18 protein-coding genes are annotated in these 23,543 nt (G+C 60.0%); 8 read left to right on the top strand and 10 right to left on the bottom strand.

Annotation, left to right across the window (positions count from 1 at the left end):
• Window positions 1–126: 126 nt before the first annotated feature.
• Complete coding sequence (locus ACYU7Z_RS05680) at window positions 127–4,899, bottom strand: translocation/assembly module TamB domain-containing protein (RefSeq protein ID WP_460568267.1); 4,773 nt, start codon at window positions 4,897–4,899, stop codon at window positions 127–129.
• A 228-nt stretch (window positions 4,900–5,127) separates the two neighbouring features.
• On the opposite strand from ACYU7Z_RS05680, the gene ACYU7Z_RS05675 reads away from it, so the two are divergent.
• Window positions 5,128–6,183, top strand: a complete 1,056-nt coding sequence (locus ACYU7Z_RS05675) for an isoaspartyl peptidase/L-asparaginase family protein (RefSeq protein ID WP_460568265.1) — start codon at window positions 5,128–5,130, stop codon at window positions 6,181–6,183.
• 126 nt (window positions 6,184–6,309) lie between these two features.
• Here the strand turns inward: ACYU7Z_RS05675 and ACYU7Z_RS05670 are convergent, their stop codons facing one another.
• From ACYU7Z_RS05670 to ACYU7Z_RS05655, 4 genes are all read right to left on the bottom strand, one after another.
• Window positions 6,310–6,972 carry a porin family protein gene (locus ACYU7Z_RS05670; protein WP_460568263.1) on the bottom strand — a complete coding sequence of 221 codons (663 nt, stop codon included), beginning with the start codon at window positions 6,970–6,972 and terminating at the stop codon, window positions 6,310–6,312.
• A gap of 69 nt (window positions 6,973–7,041) precedes the next feature.
• Complete coding sequence (ggt, locus tag ACYU7Z_RS05665; protein WP_460568261.1) at window positions 7,042–8,742, bottom strand: gamma-glutamyltransferase family protein; 1,701 nt, start codon at window positions 8,740–8,742, stop codon at window positions 7,042–7,044.
• A 212-nt stretch (window positions 8,743–8,954) separates the two neighbouring features.
• Window positions 8,955–9,404 carry a response regulator gene (locus tag ACYU7Z_RS05660; RefSeq protein WP_460568259.1) on the bottom strand — a complete coding sequence of 150 codons (450 nt, stop codon included), beginning with the start codon at window positions 9,402–9,404 and terminating at the stop codon, window positions 8,955–8,957.
• A 32-nt stretch (window positions 9,405–9,436) separates the two neighbouring features.
• A complete protein-coding gene (locus ACYU7Z_RS05655) occupies window positions 9,437–9,721 on the bottom strand; it encodes a hypothetical protein (protein WP_460568257.1) in 285 nt (94 codons plus the stop codon).
• A 154-nt stretch (window positions 9,722–9,875) separates the two neighbouring features.
• On the opposite strand from ACYU7Z_RS05655, the gene ACYU7Z_RS05650 reads away from it, so the two are divergent.
• The 4 genes from ACYU7Z_RS05650 to ACYU7Z_RS05635 all read left to right on the top strand — a co-directional run bounded on the left by ACYU7Z_RS05650 (window position 9,876) and on the right by ACYU7Z_RS05635 (window position 17,164).
• Entirely contained in the window at window positions 9,876–12,392 is a 2,517-nt protein-coding gene (locus tag ACYU7Z_RS05650; protein ID WP_460568255.1) for a M14 family metallopeptidase, read from the top strand.
• Between the two features lie 133 nt (window positions 12,393–12,525).
• Window positions 12,526–15,015, top strand: coding sequence for a PIG-L family deacetylase (locus ACYU7Z_RS05645; RefSeq protein WP_460568253.1), 2,490 nt, complete (start codon window positions 12,526–12,528; stop codon window positions 15,013–15,015).
• Between the two features lie 29 nt (window positions 15,016–15,044).
• Window positions 15,045–15,167 carry a hypothetical protein gene (locus ACYU7Z_RS05640; protein WP_460568251.1) on the top strand — a complete coding sequence of 41 codons (123 nt, stop codon included), beginning with the start codon at window positions 15,045–15,047 and terminating at the stop codon, window positions 15,165–15,167.
• 224 nt (window positions 15,168–15,391) lie between these two features.
• Complete coding sequence (locus ACYU7Z_RS05635; protein ID WP_460568249.1) at window positions 15,392–17,164, top strand: sodium:solute symporter family protein; 1,773 nt, start codon at window positions 15,392–15,394, stop codon at window positions 17,162–17,164.
• A 102-nt stretch (window positions 17,165–17,266) separates the two neighbouring features.
• Here ACYU7Z_RS05635 and ACYU7Z_RS05630 read toward each other — a convergent pair whose 3' ends face one another.
• A complete protein-coding gene (locus tag ACYU7Z_RS05630; RefSeq protein WP_460568247.1) occupies window positions 17,267–18,100 on the bottom strand; it encodes a DUF2911 domain-containing protein in 834 nt (277 codons plus the stop codon).
• Window positions 18,101–18,298: 198 nt separating this feature from the next.
• A complete protein-coding gene (xerD, locus tag ACYU7Z_RS05625; protein WP_460568245.1) occupies window positions 18,299–19,198 on the bottom strand; it encodes a site-specific tyrosine recombinase in 900 nt (299 codons plus the stop codon).
• Between the two features lie 134 nt (window positions 19,199–19,332).
• On the opposite strand from xerD, the gene ACYU7Z_RS05620 reads away from it, so the two are divergent.
• Entirely contained in the window at window positions 19,333–19,833 is a 501-nt protein-coding gene (locus ACYU7Z_RS05620) for a YkgJ family cysteine cluster protein (protein ID WP_460568243.1), read from the top strand.
• A 67-nt stretch (window positions 19,834–19,900) separates the two neighbouring features.
• On the opposite strand, the gene ACYU7Z_RS05615 is transcribed toward ACYU7Z_RS05620, so the two are convergent.
• Window positions 19,901–20,257 carry a YraN family protein gene (locus tag ACYU7Z_RS05615; RefSeq protein WP_460568241.1) on the bottom strand — a complete coding sequence of 119 codons (357 nt, stop codon included), beginning with the start codon at window positions 20,255–20,257 and terminating at the stop codon, window positions 19,901–19,903.
• Window positions 20,258–20,279: 22 nt separating this feature from the next.
• Here ACYU7Z_RS05615 and manA point away from each other — a divergent pair, with 22 nt between their 5' ends.
• Window positions 20,280–21,497 (top strand): mannose-6-phosphate isomerase, class I, encoded by a 1,218-nt coding sequence (manA, locus tag ACYU7Z_RS05610; protein ID WP_460568239.1) that lies wholly within the window; start codon window positions 20,280–20,282, stop codon window positions 21,495–21,497.
• 55 nt (window positions 21,498–21,552) lie between these two features.
• Window positions 21,553–22,110 carry a DUF6580 family putative transport protein gene (locus ACYU7Z_RS05605; protein WP_460568237.1) on the top strand — a complete coding sequence of 186 codons (558 nt, stop codon included), beginning with the start codon at window positions 21,553–21,555 and terminating at the stop codon, window positions 22,108–22,110.
• A gap of 204 nt (window positions 22,111–22,314) precedes the next feature.
• Here the strand turns inward: ACYU7Z_RS05605 and rnhA are convergent, their stop codons facing one another.
• Entirely contained in the window at window positions 22,315–22,785 is a 471-nt protein-coding gene (rnhA, locus tag ACYU7Z_RS05600; protein ID WP_460568235.1) for a ribonuclease H family protein, read from the bottom strand.
• The gene (locus ACYU7Z_RS05595; protein WP_460568233.1) at window positions 22,782–23,495 is read right to left on the bottom strand and encodes a C40 family peptidase; all 714 of its coding nucleotides are present in this window, start codon (window positions 23,493–23,495) and stop codon (window positions 22,782–22,784) included. The genes rnhA and ACYU7Z_RS05595 overlap by 4 nt, the downstream gene beginning before the upstream one ends.
• Window positions 23,496–23,543: the final 48 nt, after the last annotated feature.

Raw genomic sequence — 23,543 nt, 5'->3', positions numbered from 1 at the left:
AAACAAGACTGCGTATTCGCTCGTATATCATCGGGTGTCTGCTTTCGAATAAAATAACGTTGGTTGGCACCGGGTAAAGGCGTGTCACTTCTTGCCCTCCGTTCACCTGCTCACCCCTCACATTTGCTACGGTCGCTTCGTGGGGTCCGTCGCTTCTGCGTTTGCCTGTGTGCTGTCGGGCGCCGGCTCCGGTTGCTTGCGGCGGCGAAACAGGTCTTTAAGCGAGTTGAATTCCTTCCGGTACGAAAGCTTCGCGCCCGCCCGCTGGTTGCGGATCGGGGAGGCCGACGCGCCCGACACAACGAGGTCGGGCGACTGCGTATAGAAGAAGGTGGCGCGGATCGATCCCGACTTGTTGATCAGCACGTCGACGCTGACATCGGGATACACCGAAAAGCGCTGGTTGATCTCGTTGTTGTTGCCCGGTATGGGCACGTCGAAGGTGCCGCCAAAGGTGATCTGGACGCGGTCGCCGGCCGGCGCGCTCAGGCTCAGGTTGAGCGAGCTTGTGTTGACGCCGAAGCCCCGGTTTGTCTGCGTGAGCACATCGCGGTTGTAGAGCGAGCCCGAGAAGTTGAAGGTCACCTTGCTGTTGGCAAGCACGCGGGTCAGTACCTGGTTGAGCAGCTTGTTGACCTGGCTGAACAGCAACCCGGAAAGCGTGCTGAACGTAAAGTCGTTGATGACGCCGCTGCCCTGGCCTTCGCCGGTCTGGTAGGGCGCAAACGAGTTGAATACGATCAGGTAGGTCACCTGCTTGTTGATCTCGTTGACGTTGCTTTCGATCTGCTGCAATCCATAAGCAAACGATGGGTTCGTGTTGACGGGGCTGTTGGTCGGGAACTCGAGGTGGAACGCAAAGTTGGGACGGAACAGCTCGCCGGTGAGCAGTACCGCCACGTTGACGTCACCGCTCGTTCGCTCGAGGCGTGGGTCGTTGAGCGCAAGGCTTTGCACGAGCGGCGCGAAGCGCACTTTGGTCGCCTTGTAGATGGCCTCGAAGCGCACCTGCGCGGCATACGGATCACCGTTCCACTGGATGTAATTATTGGCACCGGTGCGCAGCTCAAAGGGCTTCTTGAAGAACGACTGGAACGTAAACAGGTAGTTGCCGTCGAGAATGTTGTAGCGTCCGCGGATGGAAAGCGGCTGGTTGGTGCCCGATTCGATACTGAGATCCCCGGTGCCGCGGCCGCGGATGGCATCGCCCGTAAGATCGTCGAGAATAACCTCCACGTTTACCAGCGGCGTAGCCGAGAGGTTTACGTTGTAGTGTACGTTCGAGGTGGAGTTGGACAGCGAGCTCGCGGTAAGCTCGGTACCGTATTTCCGTTCCACCAGGAAGTCGGCCGATCCGGACTCACGGCTCTTCGACGGCGGCAGCCAGATCCACGAGGAGTCGCGGTCGGACGCGCGGACGTCGATGTTCATGTTCATGTTCTCCTGCGGTCCCTGGAGCGAGAAGGTGCCGGTGCCCTTCGCGCGGCCGTAGAAGGTCTGGTTGTCGGCATACGTTGTGTTGAGCAGCGTGATCGGCCCGTTGTCGGTGCGCGCCACGAGGTCAAACACCATATCCTTAAAGCCGTTGTGCGTGATGGAGCCATTGAGCGTGGCGGTACGTCCCTGCCGCTCGGCCACGGATGCAAGCGAGTCGTCGCGCAGGCGCAGGTGGTTGAAGTTGATGCTGTGTTCCTCGAGGTCGATCTCGGTATCGTACAGCCAGTAGCGTACCTGTGTAAACTTCACCTTCATCGAGGCATCGCGGAGGCGTGGACGGCCCACGTAGCGACGATTGGCGCCTTCGCCCACGATCGCCAGCTCGCCGGTCACAAAACCCCGCAGGTCGGAGAAAAGGCCGCCGATAAAATTCTCCAGGTAGTTCACCGGGTAATTGACGGTTTGCAGCGTAATGCGGTCTTCGTGCGTATTGGCGCTGTCGTCGACATCCATATCCACGTCAAACCTGATGCGGTGCGCTGCGTCGAGGTTCGAGCCTTCGGCGCGAAGGGCGCCGGTACGGCGGTTGTAATTAAGGTGCGCCTGGAGCTGGCCCACCGAGTCGTTATCGACCCGCAGCGAATCCGTCGTAACGTCGGCGCTGACATAAAAGCGGTTCTGCGGGTCTTCGATCTTCACCTCGCCGTTGAGCACGCCGAGGATCCGGTTGTGCGGCGCTACAAAGGGTGCGAAGTCGCCGATATTGAGGTTCTTCAGCGATATCCGCAGGTCGTTCAGGTTTGGCCCGTCCTCGGTAGGCACGGTGCTGAGCCGGATCTCCTGGTTCGATTCGCGGAGCACCACATTGCCCTGGGCAATTGTATTTCTACGGAAGTCGAGCGTGCCGCCCTGGTCGATGGTCCAGGTCTTTCCGTTGAGCACGAAAGACGACGGGTGGAACAGCACGCTGAAGCCGTCGGCAAAGGTATTTACCCGTGCGCCGAGCGAGGCCTGGTTCACCACCTGGTTGGAGTTGGTGGTAATGTTGATGTCCGACACATCGTTGCGGGCACGGAGCGTGAAGCGGGTTTCGGGAAGCTGCACCGAGTCGCCGATGGCAGCATTGCCGACGAAGCCGTTGAGCGACAGCGAGTCGAAGCTGCCCCTTGCATTGAGCTGAATCCCGGTGAATGCATATTGGCTGAAGCCGAACTGCGGCACGTCGGCATCGAGGCTGAGCGTGTTGCTCGCCAGGTCGAGCGCACCGCTCAATTCGGCATTGTTACCGCCGCTGAGGCGCGGGTCCAGGATCTTCAGGTAGTCCTCGATCATCCCGGTGCGGATATGAAACGTAAACGACTGCCGCGGAAGGCTTGCCCGCCGCGGGGCGCGGATATAGGCCGGGTAATAGCGGTTGAGGAAAAGCAGGAAGGCGTCGGGCAGCGAGGCGAGGTCGAACTGGCCGCGTACCTGTGCATCCAGCTCGTTGGAGCGGACGTTCAGCGTGCGGACGCCACCAGTGAGACCCGAGGATACATAGAGCGAATCGAAAGACAGGCGCCGCCCGCTCTGGAGAAGCGTGGCCTCGGAGATGGCTGCGGTGCCTGTAAAATCGGAAAGCGACCGGCCCTTCAGGTTGAGCTTGAACTTGCCGGTCAGCGCCAGCTCCTCGCGCGATAGGCCGAGAGCCTTGAGGTTGCCCCGCACGATGTTCGCTGTCGCGTTGAAGCTCGGCTCGTTGCCGCCGAACGTGATCAGCCCGTTGATCGTTGCTTCGACACTGGGGTCGTTGATAGCAAAGTCACCGTTGAAGCTATTGCTGTTGAGATGCCCCTTCGCCGTGATGTTGCGGTACGTATAGCCGCGGAACTGGAAGCGGTGGATGCTTCCGTTCAGGTCCATATCGAGCTGGCTGCGGGTAAATCCGCGGCCCTTGATGTTGCCGTGAAAGTCGACAACGCCCAGGTCGCTGTTGTTGAAAAACTGCCCGAGGTTGAACGACGCGGTACTGATCGAGCCCGAGTACACGGGTACGCCGTGGGAGGGAAGCTTCATGTTCAGGTCGGTACGCAGCGAGCCAAGCGCCGTGTGCAGCGTGCCGTAGGTCACGAAGTCCTGGAAGAAGCCGGTATAGGTGCCGGTAAAGCGGATCGTGCCCAGCTTGCGGAGGTTGGGCATCGTCACGGTGCGGAGCGCGGGTATGAACGTGACGGCGTCGTTGTAGCTTGTTACGAGGTCGCGCGCTTCCACGTTGAGAAACGCGTTGTTCGGGTTGGTGAGTCCCTGTACGGAGAAGTTGCCGCGGAGCGAGGTCTGCCCCGAGCGGAGGTCTGCGCCTTCGCCGCTGAAGTCGTCCACCAAACCTTTGATATGGCCGGAAACCCGGAAGCTTCGCTTCCAGCTTTTGAGCTCCGGAGCGAAGATGGCGATGTCGTCGGAGGTAATGTACGATTCAGCAAAATGGCCATCCATCCGCACCTTATCCACGAAGTCGCCCATATCATCGAACGACGCAAAATGCATGGCGAAGTAATCGCGGAGCGTACTGCTGTTGGTGCGGATCAGCAGCTTGTTGAATTCCATCAGCTCAGGGTGGAAACGAAGGTCGGCCTGCAGCGTTTTCACCTGGAGGCCGCCGCGCTCGCGGGCTACGAGGTTGGCATTGGCCGTCAGCGTATCCTGGCGGAAGCGCAGCTCTTTCACGGTGCCGCTGATGCCCTCGAAATCGATGTGTCGCCCGTCGAAGTAGGGCTTGCTGCTGCCCAGCACGCCGTCCTTGTCGCTCCGGAAGCCGGCGTTTTTCAGTTGCAGGTCGCGCACGTGCACCCAGAGCCGGCCGGGGTTCCAGCGGAGCGTGGCGGTGTCGGCCGGTTTCGGTTGCAGCTTTGCCCAGGCCTTGGAGGCGTCCGTGCGGCTGCCTTTGTAGCCGAACTCGTGGTAGAGCGCATCCTCCAGCACAAGGCGGTCTACGTCGATGATATTTTTCGTGAGGCTCAGTTGCCGCGCATCGAGGTCGAGCCAGCCGACACGCGCATAGAGGTCGTCGCCGCGCCAGGCGTCGTGCTTCGTAAAATGGAGGTTCTGGATCTGTACCTTTTTGAGGTCGAAGTCGATCCCCGATTCCTTTTTCTTACCGGTAGAGGGACTGCTGAAATAATCAACGAGGTATTGGTAGTTCCATATCGAGTCGCGGCGCTGGAGCTTGATGCTGGCATCTCTGAGGCCGATGTATTGAAGGTCGGCGCGGTCTTTCAGGAAGAACCAGTCGGTCACGCGCACCTGCACGAGGCCGGCCGACAGCAGCGTGTCCTTGCTGCGGTCTTCGAGCAGCACGCCCTCTAGGTTGAGCTTGTTGAAAAAGCCGATCGACACGTGGTTGATGCGCACGCGGCTGCGCAGGTCGCGCGAGAGGCGGGCCGTAACGGTATGCACCAGCCAGTTCTGGCCCCATTCCGTTTGCACGAAAGCAAGGGTAAGGCAAAGTAGAATAAGCAGGGAAAGGATGACCGCACCTAGTATTTTAGCCGCTCTTTTCAGTCGTTGTTCCTTTTAATGGTTGTAAAAATAGCTTTTTGTCATCCGTAAGACCTTTATTAATGGAACAGTGGTAACCAAAAGAATGTGAAATTGGCGTAGACGGTTGCTCCCTTTGTTGGTATTTTCGAACTGATGCTTGCAAAAAACCGACCAATGAAACAGATACTCATGTTGCTGTGCGGGCTTTGGACGCTGGGTGCGGCCGCACAGACGCCCCCCGCGAAGCGCCCCGAATACATGCTCGTGATCCATGGAGGCGCGGGCACCATCCTGAAAAAGAATATGACTCCCGAGCTGGAAGCGGCTTACCAGCGCGGACTCCAGGCAGCGCTCCGGGCCGGGTATGCGATCCTGAGCCGCGGCGGGAGCGCCCTCGATGCCGTGGAAGCCACCGTGCGGGTGCTGGAAGACGACTCGCTCTTCAACGCGGGCCGCGGCGCGGTGTTCACCAACGAGGGCCGCAACGAGCTCGATGCCGCCATTATGGACGGCCGGACGCTGAAGGCCGGGGCCGTTGCCTCGGTCACCACTATTCGTAACCCGGTAACGGCTGCGCGCGCGGTGATGGACCATACCGAGCACGTGCTGCTGATCGGACCCGGCGCCGAGCGCTTTGCGCAGCAGCAGGGCCTCGAGATGGTCGACCCGTCGTACTTCCGCACGCAGCGCGCCTGGCGCGCCCTGCAGCGGGCCAGGGCGCTCGACTCGACCAAGGCACTGGAGCAGGCCGCGCCCGCCACGCCCAGGCAGGAAGCGCTGCTCCGCCAGCCCGGCAACCATGATTACAAGTATGGCACTGTCGGGGCCGTTGCGCTCGACAAGCAGGGCAACCTCGCCGCCGCCACGTCGACCGGCGGGATGACCAACAAGAAGTTCGGCCGCGTGGGCGATGCCCCGATCATAGGTGCCGGCACCTTTGCCTCCAACGCCACCTGCGCCATCAGCTGCACGGGCTGGGGTGAGTTCTTCATCCGGCTGTCGGTGGCCCGCTCGGTCAGCGATCTCATGGAATACAAGGGCCTCAGCGTGGCCGATGCCGCTACGGAAATGATCATGAAAAAGGTGCCGGCCCTCGGAGGCGACGGCGGCCTTATCGCGCTCGACAAAGACGGAAATTTCACGATGACCTTCAACACCGAAGGCATGTACCGGGGCTATATCAAACCCGACGGGATCCCGGTGGTGAAGATCTACAAAGAGGAAAAGTAGTCTGCTAACGTGGTAGTCTGCTAGTCTGCTAATGAGAAAGCGTTCCCCAAGGGGAACGCTTTTTTCGCTTTATCCATCGCGGTATTAGCAGACTAGCAGATTAGCAGACTGGCACATTGTTTCCGCTTATTTGCGGGAAAAGAGTTTGCCGATGCTGAGGCCATACACGCTGTGGCGGATGGAGGGACCGTAGTCGTTGTTGTTCAGTGAGCCGATTCCGTACAAGACATGGGCATTGATGAAAAGTCCTTTCGAGGTCTGCACGCCGAAGCGGAATACCAGCGAGGGCGTGAGGCGGCTGTAGTTGGCGCCGTCGAACTTCATGGAGCGGCTGACGCTGCGACCGGTATTGAGCCGAATGTTTTCGGTGCCCGCCAGGTTCATGTCGAGCGAAGGACCGAACTGCACGTAGGGCCCGCGGTCGGTGGCCCGGCCGACGTACACCGTAAAGAGCGGCGACAGCTCAAAGGTGTGTAACTGGATGTCGTTGGCCACTGCATCGATACCCGGGTTGCTCGACGTGTCGGTGAGCAGCACCGAAAATCCTTTCAGACTGTAATAGAGCGATGGTGAGAAAAAGAGGCGTCCTTCAAACGGTATCCTTGCGATGAGCCCGGCATGACCGCCCCATTTGCCGGTGGTTACCTGTTCTTTGCCCCGCACGGTGTAGTGGGCTGTGTTGTATTGGGGGCCGGCGAGAAAGCCGAATTCCGTTTTTTGAGCCGATGCGGCCGCTGTAACGAGGAGTGCGGCGAAAAGTGCCGTCAGTTTGTGTGTGAATTGGGGCATGCGGTGCCGGGAGATTTTATTTGGATAAGCGGACAAGATAACTTTTTTCGGACGAAAGCCCGGGATCGGCTAGAAGCCGGCGGCGGAATCGTCGCCGCGGTGGTCGCCGACGGCCACGAAGGTTCCGGCGGGCGTAACCTGGATGATCTCGGTGCGCCCGATCTGCGCGCGCTCCTCGAGCCGGTAGCCCATGGCCTCGAGCCGTTGCCGTATTTCTACGGGAAAGCCCTTCTCTACGTACAGTACGTCGGGAAGCCATTGGTGGTGAAATTTTGGCTCGTTGATGGCGGCATCCGCATCGAGGCCAAAGTCGATTATGTTGACCAGCGCCTGGAATACAGAGGTGGGAATGGTTGTGCCACCGGGCGTTCCCACAACGATCCAGGGCTTGTTGTCTTTGAGCACGATGGTCGGCGTCATGCTCGAAAGCATCCGCTTACCGGGCGCGATGGCGTTGGCGGCACCGCCCACGGCTCCGTAGATATTCGGAACTCCCGGCTTCGCGCTGAAGTCGTCCATCTCGTCGTTGAGGAAGAAGCCGGCCCCACCCACGACGGTCTTGCTCCCGTAGCTGTTGTTGAGGGTTGTTGTTACCGACACGGCGTTGCCATCGGCATCGATCACGCTCAGGTGCGTCGTTTGCTCGCTCACCTTGCGCGGCTTGCCGGGCCCGGTGACGGAACTGCTGCCCGCGCGGCCCGGAACATAATCCTGCATCCGGCTCCGGAGGTAGGCCGAGTCGAGGAGCCCGGTCTGCGGCACGGGATAAAAGTCCGCGTCGCCCATGTACTCGGCGCGGTCCGCGTAAGCGCGTCGCTCTACCTCCGTCATCAGCTGCACCGCGTTGGCGCTGTTATGCCCATAGGAAGCAAGCGGGTAGGGCTCGGTCATCCGCAGCATTTGCTGCAGGAGTGTTCCCCCGCTGCTCGGCATCGGCATCGAAAGCACCGTGTATCCTTTATAGGGAAAGCGCAGCGGCTCGCGCCACTTTGCGCGGTATCCCTGCAGGTCGGCAGCACTGAGGATGCCGCGGCCGCGGGCCATTTCCTCGCCGAAGAGGCGGGCCGTTTCGCCACCATAGAAGCCGTTCATTCCTTCGTCGCGGATACGGCGGAGCGTAGCAGCCAGCTCGGGTTGGCGCAGGGTGTCGCCTGCCAGCCAGGGACGGTTGCGCACGAAGGCAACGGGGCGTGTGTTGTATTTCAAAAAGGAGTCGCGGAAATTATTGAGGTTGCGGGCTTCGTTCTCGGTCAGCGCAAAGCCCTGCTCCGCCAGCGCGATGGCCGGCTCGATGAGGTCGCGGAAGGGAAGCTTGGCATAGCGGTGTGTTTCGAAGAGCCCCGCAACAGTGCCGGGTACGCCCGCCGCGAGGTGACCGCTCACGCTTTTCGTGGGATGAACGCTCCCGTCGGGCTCGAGGTAGAGGTCGCGCCCGGCCGCTGCTGGCGCGGTTTCGCGGAAATCGAGGGCTACGCAGCGGCCATCAGAGAGACGGGCCACGAGAAAGCCGCCGCCGCCGATATTACCGGCACCCGGGTACACCACGGCCAGTGCCAGTTGGGTGGCGATGGTCGCATCGAGCGCATTGCCGCCCTTGCGCAGCACCTGCAGCCCTACGGCCGATGCCAGCGGGTGGGCCGATACAACCGCGCCGTGTGCGGCTTCGGTCTTTTTTTGTGCGCTGTAGTGAAAGGGATCGGGCCCGGCGGCGCGGCGGCTCACACAGGCACAGCAGGCAACGAGAAGAAGGAGGTAAAAGCGACGGAGCATGAAGGCTATTCTTTGCGCGCCAAGATAGACGAGAAACAAAGACCGGCTCCACGCGAAGCAGCGGATAAATCGTTATATTTGGTAGAGCCCCATTTCCTGCCAGCAACGTTCTGTTGTCAGTCGCGAAACTTAAGCCGTCCGTGCTGGCAGCGAGGCCCTCCGGTCAACGGGGGGCTTTTTTTAGAATTGTATCCCGCCTGTAAGCTCGCTGCTCATTTTCCCATGATGCGGTATACGCGTGCCCGGAGCTCTTCATCGCAATAGTCGAGCATCTGGTCCACGACCCGTGCTACCTGCGCGCTTGTGATCGGCTTCGTCAGGAAGCCCGCGCCCAGCTGCCGGGCCCGGGCCGCGTCGTAGGGTTGCGTGGACGTCGTGAACAGCACGATGGGCATTTCGTCGAACTGCGGCTCGGCGCGCAGCTCGCGCAATGTACTGAGCCCGTCGACGCCCGGCATATTCTGGTCGAGCAGCACGAGCGCGGGTTGTGGCTGCAGCGGCTCGAGAGCGCGTACGTAGTCGAGCAGCTGCTGGCCGCCGGCAAACGTTACCAGCTGAAGGGCAGTAGCGTACTCGCTGAACACTTCCAGCAGCAGCTGTCGATCGTCCGGATCGTCGTCGGCGTATAGAAAAAGACTTTTCGGTGGCAGGGACTGCGTCATAAGCAAACTTTGGCGGGTGGTGGAGAAGTGGTTCAGTGCCCGTCGGGCTTGCCCCCGTTGTCCAGGTCGCGGACGTCGATCTGGTTGAGGTAGGGCAGGAGCACGTCCGGGTCGGCGGTGACGTGCAGCCGCTCGATCTCGCGCCGGTAATGACGGTAGAACACTTCCACGTAAAATCCATACAACTGGAAAAGCACCAGCTTTTGTTCGCCGAGAAGGCGTTTGCCTACATACACACCGTCCTGGTGCAGGAGGCGAAGCTGTTGCTCAGCAGAAAGCTCGCTGAACTCCGCCGCACCGATCGCTTTTTTCGTCATAAAGTACAGATCTGGGTTGCCAAGATAAAGGTTTCTGTGTGAAGGGTACCGGGCGAAGTTATCCCCAGACGCTGCTACAGAAGTGGTTAACTGCTTTCTGCGAAAAGGGGGCCAATAAGTGCCCTACCGTAACTTGCCGCACAAATTCCGGCACATGCACCGCATCTTTTTATTCGTGCTCTTCGGCCTGCTGCTGAGCCTTTCGAGCACTGCCCAGCTGCAAAGCCCCGATGAGTTTCTCGGGTACCGCCTCGGAACCCGCTTTACACCCCACCACCGCATCGTGCAGTATTTCCAGGCAGCCGCCCAGGCAGCTCCTGCGCAGATGCGGCTCCAGGTGTACGGCAGCACCAATGAAGGCCGACCCCTGCTGCTGGCCGCTGTGTCATCGCCGGAAAACATCGCCCGGCTCGATGAGATCCGCCAGGGCAACCAGCGTCTCGCTCATATGGCGAACGGGGCGGCTACCGCGGCGGGCATGCCGGCGATCGTATGGCTTTCCTACAACGTGCACGGCAATGAGCCCTCCTCGTCGGAAGCCGCGCTCAAAACACTCTTTGCCCTGCTGAGCAAAAGCAACAGCGAGGCGCAGCAGTGGCTGAAGAATACCGTCGTGCTCATCGATCCCTGCCTCAACCCCGATGGCCGCGACCGCTACGTGAACTGGTACAATTCGGTGGTGGGAAAAGAGTACAATGCCTCGCTCAGCGCCCGCGAGCACGCGGAGCCCTGGCCCGGCGGACGTGTTAACCACTACTACTTCGACCTCAACCGCGACTGGGCCTGGCAAACGCAGAAGGAGTCGCAGGCACGCCTCAAAGTGTACCAGGAGTGGCTTCCCCATGTGCATGTCGACTTCCATGAGCAGGGCATCAACAATCCCTATTATTTCGCGCCGGCCGCCGAGCCCTACCACGAAGTGATCACGCCCTGGCAGCGCCGATTCCAGGAAACCATCGGCCGCAACCACGCGCGCTATTTCGACCAGAACGGCTGGCTCTATTTCACCCGCGAAGTATTTGATCTTTTTTACCCGGCTTACGGGGATACCTACCCGCTTTACAATGGCGCCATCGGGATGACCTACGAGCAGGGTGGCGGCCCCGCGGGCGGTCTCGCGGCGCTCACCAATACCGGCGATACGCTGAAGCTGGAAGACCGGGTGGCCCACCATTTCACCACCGGCATGAGCACTATCGAGACGGCTTCGAAAAATGCGGCCGATCTCGTGAAGAATTTCCAGGAGTATTACAGCAATGCCGTCAGCGGGAATTTCAGCGAGTACAAAGCCTTCGTGATCCGCTACAAGCCGCAGGACGAGCAGCGTATCGCCAGCCTCCGCGCGCTTCTCGACCGCAACGGTATCCGCTATGGCTCGGGCAGCGGTGCTGCCCGTGGGTATAGTTATGCGTCCGCACGCGAGGAAAATGTTACGCTGTCCAGCCGCGACCTCGTGGTGCCCGCTGCACAGGCAAAGGGCGCGCTCGTGCGGGTGCTTTTTGAGCCCAACCCGCGCCTCGCCGACTCCGTGACCTACGATATTACCGCCTGGGCGCTTCCGTATGTATACGGTGTGGACGCCTATGCACTGCGAAGCCTCGGTGCGCTGCGGCTCCAGGATGCGGCGCGTGCGGCCGCTGCCGATGCGGTCGCCGGTAACCGCGATGCCTACGGCTATATCATTCGCTGGAATGGGGTTGGCGCTGCCGCCGTGGCTGCGCGTCTCCTCCGCAGTGGCATCCGCGTGCGCTTTGCGCAGAAGCCCTTCACGGCCGGCGGCAACAGCTTCGATCGCGGGAGCCTTATCGTGCTTCGCAACGGGCAGGATCCGGAAAGCTGGAATGCGCTGCCGGCAGTAGCCGCGGAAGCCGGCGTGGAGCTGCATCCCGTGACGTCGGGCCTCGTGGAGCGCGGACTCGATTTCGGCTCGTCATCGGTACGGCCGCTGCTGGCGCCGCGCGTGGCGCTGCTTACCGGCGAAGGCACTTCAAACAACGCGGTGGGAGAGGTGTGGCATTTCTTCGAGCAGGTGCTGGATTATCCTGTGACGCTGGTCAACAGTACCGACTTCGCGCGTACCGACTGGAGCGCCTTCAACGTGCTGGTGCTCCCCAATGGCAACTACCGCTTCCTCAATGACAAGGCGAATGTCGATGCGCTCCGGGCCTGGGTTTCGAAGGGCGGACGATTGATCGCCATGGAGAGCGCCGTCAGCCAGCTGGCCGGTCTCGAGTGGGGACTCAAGCAGCGCAAGACCGATGAAAGCGCCGACAGCAAAAGCAACTATACGCTCCTGAAAAAATACGAAGACCGCGAGCGCGACGAGATCCCCAATTTTACGCCCGGCTCCATCTACCGGCTCGACCTGGACAACACGCACCCGCTTGCTTTCGGTTACCCGGCATACTATTACACGCTGCGGCAGGATGACCGTAGCTACGAGTTCCTGGGCGAAGGTGGCTGGAACGTCGGCGTCATCAAGAAAGACCACCCGGTAGCCGGTTTCGTGGGCAACAAGCTCGCCCCGCGGCTGCAGGATGCGCTCATCCTCGGGGTGCAGGAGATGGGTAGTGGTGAAGTAGTTTACTTCGCCGACGACCCGCTGTTCCGCGAGTTCTGGGAGAACGGCAAGCTGCTCTTTGCCAATGCCGTTTTCCTGGTGGGACAATAACAGGAAGAACAACCTGCAGAACGATCATCCGTGACAGCTTTTTGCCCTGACGGATGCGAGCGGCTCTCTACCGGGCGCCGTATATGGACCGATCCACGATTCACGATTGACGATTCACGAACCTGATTTCGCTATGAAACGACTTGGCCTTTTCCTTTCCCTGCTGCTGACGCTGGCCGTAAACGCGCAGGAGCCGCAATTCAAAACGTCGGCCGACATTTACCTCGGTCTTCGCAAGCTCAATGTGCTGGGCTCGGTGCTGTATATCGCCGCGCACCCCGACGATGAGAACACCCGCCTGCTGGCCTACTTCGCCAAGGACCGGATGTACCGCACCGGCTACCTCTCGCTGACGCGTGGCGACGGCGGGCAGAACCTGATCGGGGAGGAGCAGGGCGTTGAGCTCGGTCTTATCCGGACGCAGGAGCTGCTGTCGGCGCGCCGTATCGATGGTGCCGAGCAATTCTTCTCGCGCGCCTTCGACTTCGGCTTTTCGAAAACACCCGTGGAAACATTTCAGAAGTGGGACCGGGAGAAGATATTGGCCGATGTGGTTTGGGTGATCCGGAAGTTTCGCCCCGATGTCATCATCACCCGCTTTCCCACAACCGGCGAGGGCGGCCACGGCCACCACACGGCATCCGCCATTCTTGCCAACGAAGCCTTCACTGCGGCAGCCGACCCGAAGCGCTTTCCCGAGCAGTTGAAATGGGTGCAGCCCTGGCAGGCAAAGCGCATCTTCTGGAATACGTTCAACTTCGGAAGCACCAACACGACCAGCGCCGACCAGTATCACTTCGACGTGGGCGGCTACAACCCGATCCTCGGCAAGAGTTACGGCGAGATCGCTGCCGAAAGCCGCAGCCAGCACAAGAGCCAGGGCTTCGGCGTACCGAGGCAGCGCGGCGAGGCGCTCGAATATTTCAAGCTTACCGGCGGTGAGGCGATGCAGAGTGATCTTATGGACGGCGTGGGCTTAAGCTGGGACCGTATGCCTGGCGGCACCGCGGTAAAGCCGCTCGCCGACGCAGTGCTGGCGGGTTATGATTTCATGGCCCCGCAGAAATCAGTGCCGGCACTGGTGGAGCTATACAAGGCGCTCAAAGCCGCACCGGCAAGCTATTGGCGTGAGCAGAAGCTCCAGGAAGTGCAAAGCCTTATTGAATCGGCCAGCGGGCTCTGGCTCGAGGCCTATACGAGCGATCCTTACGCGGTTCAAACCGATTCGGTGCGGGCCATTTTTGTGCTCAACGACCGACTCGGCGTACCGATGACCCTCGAATCGGTGCAGTGCGGACCCTACGATACCACCCTTGGCCGCAGTGTGCTGCCGAATACGAACCTGACGCTGGTCACGGGCTGGCAGGTCGATACAACCCAGCCGCTGACGCAACCCTACTGGCTCCAGGAGCCGATGAGCGAAGGAAGCTTCACGGTGCGTACCCAGCTGAAGATCGGGCAGCCCGATGTGGATCCTGCCTACACCGCCAGCTTCCGCGTGACCATAGCCGGCGAGCCTTTTGTGCTGACGCGCCCCGTTCGCTACAAGAGCACCGACCCCGTAAAGGGCGAGCTCTACCAGCCACTGTATGTATTGCCGGCGGCTTCGGTGGCGACATCGCCCGATATCCTGCTGCTTCCGAAAGGCGACAGGGAGCCGCGGCAGGCCGAAGTGCTGGTAACAGGCAACAAGGCGCTCTCGGGATCGGCTACCGTAGAACTACAGGCCGGCAAGCGCCGCCTGCTGCAAACGGACAATGGCTTTTCGCTGGGCCGTGGCCTCACGCGCAGTTACAGCTTCCGGATCTCCGACAGCGCCCGCAGCGAGGCGCGTGAGCAGGATGTAGCCTCCGTGCAACTCCCGGGTGGCAGCAACGTGCATCTCGCGATGCGGAGCATCAACTACAACCACATTCCCTCCATCCGCTACTTCGTGACCGACCCGGTAACGGTACTCAACTTCGACCTGCAAACGCGCGGGAAGCGGATTGGCTACATCGTGGGCGCCGGCGACAAGGTGCCCGCCGCACTCGAGCAAATGGGCTACGATGTGACGCTGCTCGGCGAGAAGGAGCTGGGACGACTTAACCTGAAGCAGTTCGACGCCATCATCAGTGGGGTGCGCGCCTATAATACCAACGACTGGCTGACGGCCGTGCATGCGAAGCTGATGAAATATGTGGAGGATGGTGGCAACCTGATCGTGCAGTACAATACGTCGAACCAGATCGGCCCCGTACGCGCGAAGATCGGCCCGTATAACTTCAACATCACCCGCAACCGCATCACCGATGAAAATGCGGCGGTGACCTTCCTGAAGCCGGAACACCCGGTGCTGTTCTTTCCCAACAAGATCACCGCTGACGATTTCAAGGGCTGGATACAGGAGCGGAGCATCTACCATGCCTCGATCCCCGACCTCGACACGCACTTCGAGACCATCTTCCGCATGGCCGACCCCGGCGAGGCAGCCGACGACGGTGCGCTCGTGATCGCGAAATACGGCAAGGGCTTTTTCACCTACAGCGGATTGGTCTTCTTCCGTGAGTTGCCGGCCGGCGTTCCGGGCGCGTACCGCCTGCTGGCCAACCTGATTGCCCTCAACCAAAAGAAGGAGCTCTGATGGCGGCGCCCAACCAAACCCGCCGCCGGATGGGGATCATATTCGTACTGATTCTTGCCCTTGTGCTCGGGAAGCTTTTTAAGAACGTGACCTTCGGCCTTGTCATCGGGCTGCTGCTGGGTGTCCTGGCCGGTGGGCTCAAGCGGCACTGAATAGTGAATAATGTTTATTGAATAATGTATAATGCAGTATGAATCGCGAGCTGACACTGCCGGTTTCGCAAAACACTTATTCAATAATCAACAGTCAATAGTTAGTATTCAATAATGAAGGACCGCATTCCGCTTTTCCGCTCCTGGACCGGCTGGTACCTGCTCGTGTTCTTCGTGCTGCTCGCACTGGTCGCCTTTTTCTGGTACCTAACCCGGCGCTACGCATGAACGGACTCGACTGGAGCATACTCGTGCTGACCCTCCTGGGCATCGTGCTCTACGGTTTGTACAAAAGCCGCTCGAGCCGCAACCTCGAGGGCTACTTTCTCAACAACCGGAGCGCTCCCTGGTGGCTGGTGCTCCTCAGCATCATGGGCACCCAGGCCAGCGCGATCACTTTTCTCTCCGGCCCGGGCCAGGCTTTTGCCGACGGTATGCGCTTCGTGCAGTACTACTTCGGGCTTCCGCTCGCCATGATCGTTATCTGCATCACGTTTGTGCCGCTGTTCAACCGCGCGCGCGTGATCACGGCCTACGAGTTTCTCGAGAACCGCTTCGATGAAAAAACAAGGCTGCTCACCTCCTTTCTCTTCCTGCTGCAGCGCGGCCTGTCGACGGGTATCAGCATCTATGCGCCCACCATCATCCTTTGTACACTCTTTGGCTGGAGCGTTTTCTGGACCAACTGCCTGATGGGCGGTCTTCTCATCATCTACACCGTAGCCGGCGGCGCACGGGCGGTTGCCTACACGCAGAAGCTGCAGCTGTTCATCATCTTCGGTGGCATGGCGCTCGTAGGTTTCTGGGTAGTGCACCTGCTTCCGGCGGGCGTGCAGCTCGATACCGCCCTGCATGTGGGCGGAAAGCTCGGACGCCTCAACATCATTACGAGCGGAAATACGGGAAAGGGATTTAACTGGAACGACCGCTACAATATGTGGAGCGGCGTTATCGGCGGCTTCTTCCTCGCCCTCTCGTATTTCGGCACCGATCAAAGCCAGGTGGGCCGCTACCTCACGGCGCAGAACAACCGCGAGAGCCGGCTCGGGCTGCTTATGAACGGGCTTGTGAAGATCCCGATGCAGTTCGGCATCCTTCTTATCGGCGTGCTGATCTTCGTTTTCTACCAGTTCCAGGGCACGCCGCTCACCTTTAACCGGCAGCTCGTGTCGGACGTGCGACAATCGGCTAAATACGGCGACTCGCTGCAGCTGATGGAGCGCGACAACCAACGCCTGCAGCAACAGCAGGGCGAGCGGGCGCTTCGCTTTGCGCAGTGGGTGGAGCAACCGGCCTCGGATTCGTTCCGGTATTATTCGGCGCAGCTCAACGAAGGGCAGGCGGCCAGCAGCGCCCTGCGCAGCCGCTTCCAGGGATGGAGCAGGGAAGTGACGGACCGGGATGCAAACGACACCAACTACGTGTTCCTTGCCTTCGTGCAGGACCACCTGCCGGCGGGCCTTCGCGGACTGCTGATCGCGATCATCTTCCTGGCCGCCTGGGGCTCGATCGCTGCGGCGCTCAATGCGCTGGCGGCAAGCACCGTGGTCGACTTTCACACGCGGCTCAAACCTACGATGAGCGCTGAGCAGGACTACAAGCTGTCGAAAGCCTACACGCTGGCCTGGGGCCTCTTTTCGATCGTGGTGGCGCAAACTGCCCACCGCCTCGGGCAAAGCCTTATCGAAACCGTCAACATCCTGGGGTCTCTTTTTTACGGGGTTATCCTGGGCATCTTCCTGGTGGCCTTCTATGCGAAGCGGGTCGGCGGGGCGGCCGTATTTATTGCGGCCATCGTGTCGGAAATATTCGTCGTGCTGCTTTTCTTCAATCAGAATATCCCCGGCTTCGGCTTTCTCCCCGACGTATCGTTTCTCTGGCTCAACGCCATCGGCGCCATCGCCGTATTCGGCCTTGCGCTGTTACTCCAGTTACTGCTGAAAACATGGCCAAAAAAAGGAGGCGCATCCACTGCGCCTCCCGAAAATGCTATGTGACCTAAAGATCAGTGATTCTCCGCCGAACAACCTGAATCTAAAATCAGCGATCAGAGATCAGAGATCAGAGATCAGAGATATGCGGAGATCTTACATCCTGGATCATTTGAGTGTGGCCTGGAGCTTCTCATTCAGCCGCACATAATCATCGTTCTTCTGCTCGCGGGCCAGCGCCATCGACTTCATCGAGGCATCAAGCGCTTCTTTCTTGCGGCCAAGCCTGGAGAGCGCTACAGCGCGCTGGTAGTGCATCCAGAAGGCATTGGGATTGGCCTCCACGGCTTTGTCGAACCACGAAAGCGCCTGGTTCATGTCTTTACCATTGTCCATGTAATACATTGCCGCTGCGAAGTAGGGACGGTTGTCCTTGTTCATCAGCTGGTCGATCTGGCCCATGATCTTCTTGTCGAAGTCGGCCTTGATCGGGATGTTGACGGCCGTGCGGTCCCACATGATCTGCAGGTCCATGCTGTTGGCCTTGATGTTGGCGAACTGCATCGTGAAGCTTTCAACAGGCATCGACAGCGTCATCGATGGTACCTTGAAGCGAAACAGGTCGAGGTCCTGGCGGTAATCGGTGCCCCAGTTGGCGCTTCCCTTGTTGATGATGATCTCCCATTCTTTTTCACCGGGAACGGTGAAGATGGCGTACTCGCCGGCCTTCAGCTCCTGGCCGCCGATGTTCACGTCGTCGGCGAACTTGATGCGGGTGGCGCTGTTGGCGCCGGTGCGCCATACCTGGCCAAAGGGTACGAGGTCGCCGAAGATCTTACGGCCGCGGATCGCAGGGCGGGAGTAGTTGAGCTCGGCTGATGAAATTCCGAAGTCCTGGCGGATCATCTGCGAAGGACTCGGCGCCGGCGTGCGCAGTTGCTGGCCCTGTGCGGAACAAAACAGGAGGCCGGCAGCAATCGTTACAAATAAGCTTTTCAGCATGGTAATTTGGTTTGAAGCAAATATAGTCTGGTAACGAGGTAATCTGCTAGTCCGCTAATCTGCTAATCTGCTAGTCTGCTGGTCTGCTAATGAAAGAGCTAATGTGCCGAATTTTGAACTAATGAGGCCAGTGCTGGTAGCGAACAAGTATTAGCAGATTAGCAGACTATATTATTAGCAGACTATATTATTAGCAGATTACCGAAACCCCGGGTGAAACTCATGAAGTGTCCGGCGGAGGAATTCGCGGTCGAGGTGAGTGTAGATCTCGGTGGTGGTGATGCTTTCGTGGCCGAGCATTTCCTGCACAGCGCGCAGGTCGGCGCCGGCTTCCACGAGATGCGTGGCAAAGGAATGCCGGAAGGTGTGTGGCGATACTGATTTATTGATCCCGGCTTTCCGCACGAGGTCCTTGATCACGAGAAACACCATTACGCGGCTGAGGCGGCGCCCGCGGCGGTTGAGAAAGAGGATGTCTTCCTCGCCCTTCTGTACAGGTGTATGCACGCGTATATGCTGCACGTAGTTGGTAATGGCCTTGATGGCCTGCCCGCCGATGGGCACGATACGCTCCTTGTTGCCCTTACCGATGACGCGCACGAACTCCACGTCCAGGAATAGTTGCGAGAGCCGCAGCCCGACCACCTCGCTTACGCGGAGCCCGCAGCTGTAGAGCGTGTGCAGCAGCGCGTAGTTGCGCTCTCCCTCGGGCTTGCTCCGGTCGATCTGCGCCAGCAGCGCGTCGATCTCGCTGAGCGACAACACATCGGGCAGCTGCCGCTTCAGCTTCGGTGCTTCAAGCAGCGTAGTGGGATCTGTGCGGCTGATATCTTCGAGGAGGCAGTACTTGTAGAAGGCGCGGATCCCGCTGATGACGCGGGCCTGCGAGCTCTGGGTCATCCCGAGTTCCGCCACCCACTTAACGAAGCCCTGCAGGTCTTTCAGCTGCAGGTCGGCAGGCTGCGGCCGCGCGGCTGCGAGCTCGAGGAACGCAGTGAGCTTGTCGAGGTCGCGGAGGTACGCCTCGATGGAATGCCCCGAGAGCGACTTCTCCAGCTGGAGATAAGCCTTGAATCCTTTTTTGTAATGTTCCCACACAGCGGATGAATATCAAATATCGAATATCGAATAACGAATATCGAATAACGAATACCGAAGGTAACCCGTCTTGAAACCTCCGTCGATATTCTCCGGGTCGATATTCGATATTCGATATTCTGTACCTTCACCCCATGTCCGTCTATCGCCGCAAATTCAATGAAAAGGTGCTGGTGCATCGCCCGCGCCTGCGCCGCTTCCTTACCAAGCTGGAAAATAACCTGCCCCGCGGCATCGACAAGCTTACCGCCGAGGCCGACCGCGAAACCTGGGCCGAGGTGGATTGCCTCGCCTGCTCCAATTGCTGCCGCGTGATGACGCCCACCTACACGCCGCAGGACCTCAAGCGCATCTCCGGCCACCTCGGCATGACGGTCGACGCCTTCAAGGAAAAGTGGCTGTACAAAGACCGGAAAGGAGAGTGGATGAACCGCAGCACGCCCTGCCAGTTTCTCGACAAGCGCACCAACATGTGCTCCATCTATCCCATCCGCCCCGCAGACTGCGCCGGCTTCCCGCACCTCGCCAAAAAGCCCGCGCGCAACTACCTGCATATCCACAAGCAAAACGTGCAGTACTGCCCCGCCACCTTCACGTTCGTGGAGAAGATGATCGAGAAGGTCGGGAAGCTGTAGGAAGGTTCAGAAGGTTCAGGGGGTTCAGAAGGTGGGAGCTCACCCGCTCACCGCTCACCCGCTCACCTCACAACGATACATTCCGGATAAAGAAATACTCGGGCTCCTTTCCCTTGAGCTCGGTGATCGCGAGGATGTCGATCCGCAGGTCGCGGTACTGCGGGTTGCGGCGCAGCCAGGCTGCCGCGGCATTGGCGACGTTGCGGTACTTCTGCCGGTTCACTTTGAGCTCCGGTGGGCCGAACGTGCTTCCCGATTTATACTTTACTTCCACGAAATGCGGGATGCCTTCCCTGAGGGCAATGACGTCGATCTCGAGGTGCCCGTAGCGCCAGTTGGTTTCAAGCACCTGGAAGCCCTGCCGCCCCAGCCAGGTGACGGCCAGCGCCTCGCCGTTTTTTCCGCGTTCATTGTGCACGGCCATAACTAATTTTAGCGGGTAAATTATGGCGACCCAGATCCCCGACCAACGTGTTTTTCCCATCAGCGGTATCGTGCAGCATTATGCCTGGGGCGGCCGTGTTTTTCTCCCCGGATTACTGGGTGAATCCCCCGGCGACAAGCCCTGGGCCGAATACTGGCTTGGCGTGCACCCGGCCTGTCCCTCCGTGCTGCACCGCGCCGACGGCGACGAGCCGCTTGACCGCTTCATTGCGCGCGAGCCCGAGTTTGCGCTGGGCACTTCGGTGCGGGAGCGCTTTGCGGGACTGCCCTTTTTGCTCAAGGTGCTCGATGTAGCGCAGATGCTTTCGATACAGGTTCACCCCGATGCCGCGCAGGCCCGCGAAGGCTTCGAGCGCGAGGAGCGCGCCGGCATTCCCATCGACGCGCCGGAGCGCAACTACAAAGACCGGCAGCACAAGCCCGAGATCATGATGGCCCTTGGCGAGTTCTGGCTGCTCCATGGTTTTCGCAACGAGGCAGCACTCGAGGCGACACTCGCGGAAGTGCCCGAGTTCGCGGAGCTGCGGCCCTATTTCGCCGGCGGCGATTACCGGCGTCTCTACGAGCACGTGCTGCGCCTGCCGCAGACAGATGTAAACCGGATAATGCAGCCGCTCGTCGACCGCATCCTGCCCGAATACCGCGCGGGTAGCCTTTCGCGCTTCAGCCCCGACTTCTGGGCCGCGCGCGCCGTGGAAACCTTCTGCCCGCAGGGCGACCTCGACCCCGGGCTTTTCTCGATCTACTTCTTCAACCTCCTCCGCCTCCGCGACGGCGAGGGTATCTACCAGGCCGCCGGGCTGCCCCATGCCTACCTCGAAGGGCGCTGCGTGGAACTGATGGCCAACTCCGACAATGTGCTCCGCGCAGGACTCACGCCGAAGCACCGCGACGTGCCGGAGCTCCTGCGTCTCGTGCGCTTCGAAGCCACCGAGCCGCAGGTACTGCGCCGTGCGCCCGGAACCTGTGCGCCCTACGATGGACCCGTGGCGGAGTTCTCCCTCGAGCATTGCCGCGTTCGCAGCGGCGACCGTCACTTCGTGTATGCCGACACGCCCTCGATCGTGCTGCTGCTCGAAGGAACAGGCACGGCGCAGGAGGGCGCGAACAGCTTTCCGCTGAAGCCCGGTGCGGCCTTTTTCTGCTGCGCCGAAGCCGTACTGCAGGTGCAGGCGGCGGAGCCGCTGCAACTGTGTACCGCCCGTGTGCCCACTGTATAAAATGTGAAAAGCGATCGGCGGACTTCCCTATTTTTGTCGCCTAATTTCGATCCTGATGAAACGCAATACGTCGCTGCTACTTTCCTTCGGTCTCCTGGTCCTGGCCTGTTCCTGCTACCGTGCCTGGGATGGCCGTCCTTTCGGCTTCGCCCCGCAGATCGCCGTGGCCCTGTTCAGCGGCGCCGTCATCCGCGATAAGAAATGGTCGTTCCTGATGCCCCTGCTGTCGATGCTGCTGTCGGACGCGTTCTACCAGCTGCTCTACGTCAATGGGTACTCGAAGATCCCCGGCTTCTACAGCGGGCAGGCGATCAACTATGTGCTGTTTGTATCGCTGACCGTATTCGGCTTTATGATCCGCAACTTCAACGTGGGCCGCATGGCACTGGCTTCGCTGGCTGCGCCCACGGCTTACTTCATCCTGAGCAATTTCCAGGTATGGCTTGGCGGCGGCGGTTACAGCCGTCCCAAAACCTTCGCCGGCCTCATGCAATGCTTCGCCGACGGTCTTCCGTTCTATGGCTGGAGCCTCGCCGCAACAGCGCTCTTCTCCGCACTCTTCTTCGGTGCCTGGTATGCGCTGACGCGGAAGCAGGAGCAACTTGCCTTCTAAGCGTACGCAGATAACGCAGATACTACAAAGGCCCTTCGCTCAGCGAAGGGCCTTTGTCATTGCGGGTGGAGCAAACCCGTGCGCGCCGCAGGTCATACCTCTTTTACGGAGGCGATCATTTGCTGATGTTGTCGAAAATCGAAAAAGTATTCAGACTGGCGAGGTTGCTTCGCTGCGCTCGCCATGACGGACCTTATGGGCCGATCATCCCGCCGCGCCCGATTCGTATCCCTGGTCCACCAGCAATCCCTTTCCATCGGCGGCGCCGGTGGCGAGCTCGTCGCAGCGGTTATTATACGGATTGTCGGCATGGCCCTTCACCCATACGAAGCGAACGGTATGCTGCTGGGCCACTTCGTTGTAACGCTTCCACAGGTCGGCGTTCTTTTTTCCTTTGAAATTCGTGCGCAGCCAGTTGCGGAGCCAGCCTTCCTCGATGGCCTTCACCACGTACTGGCTGTCGGAATAAACGGTAACGGTTTGCCCGGGCCGCTTGAGTGCTTCGAGCCCGCGGATGACGGCCAGCAGCTCCATCCGGTTGTTGGTGGTGCGGCGGAAGCCCTGCGCGAGCTCTTTCAGGTGCGGGCCGCTCATAAGGATGACGCCGTAACCGCCGGGGCCGGGGTTACCGCGCGCCGATCCGTCGGTATACATGATGATGGGAGGGGTGCTCATGGGTTGTTGCGAAGGGAAATTTTGATCAGTGAGTCGCAGTGGCCGCTCGTATAAAGCTGGTCCAGCGAAATGTACGGGCGCTTGCGGATCAGCGTCGTGTCGGTAGATAAAGTGGCAAAGTAGGCGTACATCAGTTTCAGCATCGACTGCGGAAGCAGCTTGCCCGGGAACTGAAGGCGGTTACCGGTTGCGGGCGCCAGCGATTTGGCGATCAGCTCGGAGCAATACAGCTTGTCGTTCGTCCCGAGGTCGTACCAGTAGTCGAAGTGCACGCCCCTGCGCCGCCAGCCGTCGACATTGGCGAGGAAGCGTACGCGCTCTGCGTCGGAGATCCGGAAACGGTACAGGCCGGCCAGCAGGTTTTTGGCGGGGTTGAGAAAAGAGTCGATGGGCTCGCTGTGCAGGGTATCGCGCCCGCCGTCGTAGGGTCCGATATGCGCTACCTGGAGACTGCCGTTAACCGGCACCAGCAGGCCCACATGCGAATAGGATGGATCTTTTTCCGAAAGAAAGCGGATCGAGTAGCTTACCATATCATCGCCGAGGCGGAAGAGGAGGTCGCCGGGCCGGGCAAGTGCCTTCAGGCTGTCCATCCGCGCAGGAACCGGGTCGGCAGGAAGCGCGGCGGGCACGGCAGCAGCGCCGCCCGGGCGCCCGGAGCCGCAGGAGGTAAGGAGGAAACAAATAAGCAGCAGCAGCGGGCACTTCATGGTCCGCGAAGTTAGGCCTGCCGGCACAAAAAAAAGGCTGCCTTTCGG

This window comes from Flaviaestuariibacter terrae (genome assembly GCF_054777635.1).
Note: the sequence above shows the minus strand (reverse complement) of the source record. Positions and strands in the feature narration are given on the sequence as shown.

Excerpts from the sequence above, each read along its gene's own strand:
- ACYU7Z_RS05620 (WP_460568243.1), top strand. The coding sequence starts at position 19,333 with ATGTCCGTCTATCGCCGCAAATTCAATGAAAAGGTGCTGGTGCATCGC.
- manA (WP_460568239.1), top strand. The coding sequence starts at position 20,280 with ATGGCGACCCAGATCCCCGACCAACGTGTTTTTCCCATCAGCGGTATC.
- ACYU7Z_RS05660 (WP_460568259.1), bottom strand. The coding sequence starts at position 9,404 with ATGACGCAGTCCCTGCCACCGAAAAGTCTTTTTCTATACGCCGACGAC.
- ACYU7Z_RS05645 (WP_460568253.1), top strand. The coding sequence starts at position 12,526 with ATGAAACGACTTGGCCTTTTCCTTTCCCTGCTGCTGACGCTGGCCGTA.
- ACYU7Z_RS05655 (WP_460568257.1), bottom strand. The coding sequence starts at position 9,721 with ATGACGAAAAAAGCGATCGGTGCGGCGGAGTTCAGCGAGCTTTCTGCT.
- ACYU7Z_RS05675 (WP_460568265.1), top strand. The coding sequence starts at position 5,128 with ATGAAACAGATACTCATGTTGCTGTGCGGGCTTTGGACGCTGGGTGCG.
- ACYU7Z_RS05605 (WP_460568237.1), top strand. The coding sequence starts at position 21,553 with ATGAAACGCAATACGTCGCTGCTACTTTCCTTCGGTCTCCTGGTCCTG.
- ACYU7Z_RS05630 (WP_460568247.1), bottom strand. The coding sequence starts at position 18,100 with ATGCTGAAAAGCTTATTTGTAACGATTGCTGCCGGCCTCCTGTTTTGT.
- ACYU7Z_RS05635 (WP_460568249.1), top strand. The coding sequence starts at position 15,392 with ATGAACGGACTCGACTGGAGCATACTCGTGCTGACCCTCCTGGGCATC.
- rnhA (WP_460568235.1), bottom strand. The coding sequence starts at position 22,785 with ATGAGCACCCCTCCCATCATCATGTATACCGACGGATCGGCGCGCGGT.
- ACYU7Z_RS05595 (WP_460568233.1), bottom strand. The coding sequence starts at position 23,495 with ATGAAGTGCCCGCTGCTGCTGCTTATTTGTTTCCTCCTTACCTCCTGC.
- ACYU7Z_RS05640 (WP_460568251.1), top strand. The coding sequence starts at position 15,045 with ATGGGGATCATATTCGTACTGATTCTTGCCCTTGTGCTCGGGAAGCTT.
- ggt (WP_460568261.1), bottom strand. The coding sequence starts at position 8,742 with ATGCTCCGTCGCTTTTACCTCCTTCTTCTCGTTGCCTGCTGTGCCTGT.
- ACYU7Z_RS05670 (WP_460568263.1), bottom strand. The coding sequence starts at position 6,972 with ATGCCCCAATTCACACACAAACTGACGGCACTTTTCGCCGCACTCCTC.
- ACYU7Z_RS05650 (WP_460568255.1), top strand. The coding sequence starts at position 9,876 with ATGCACCGCATCTTTTTATTCGTGCTCTTCGGCCTGCTGCTGAGCCTT.
- ACYU7Z_RS05615 (WP_460568241.1), bottom strand. The coding sequence starts at position 20,257 with ATGGCCGTGCACAATGAACGCGGAAAAAACGGCGAGGCGCTGGCCGTC.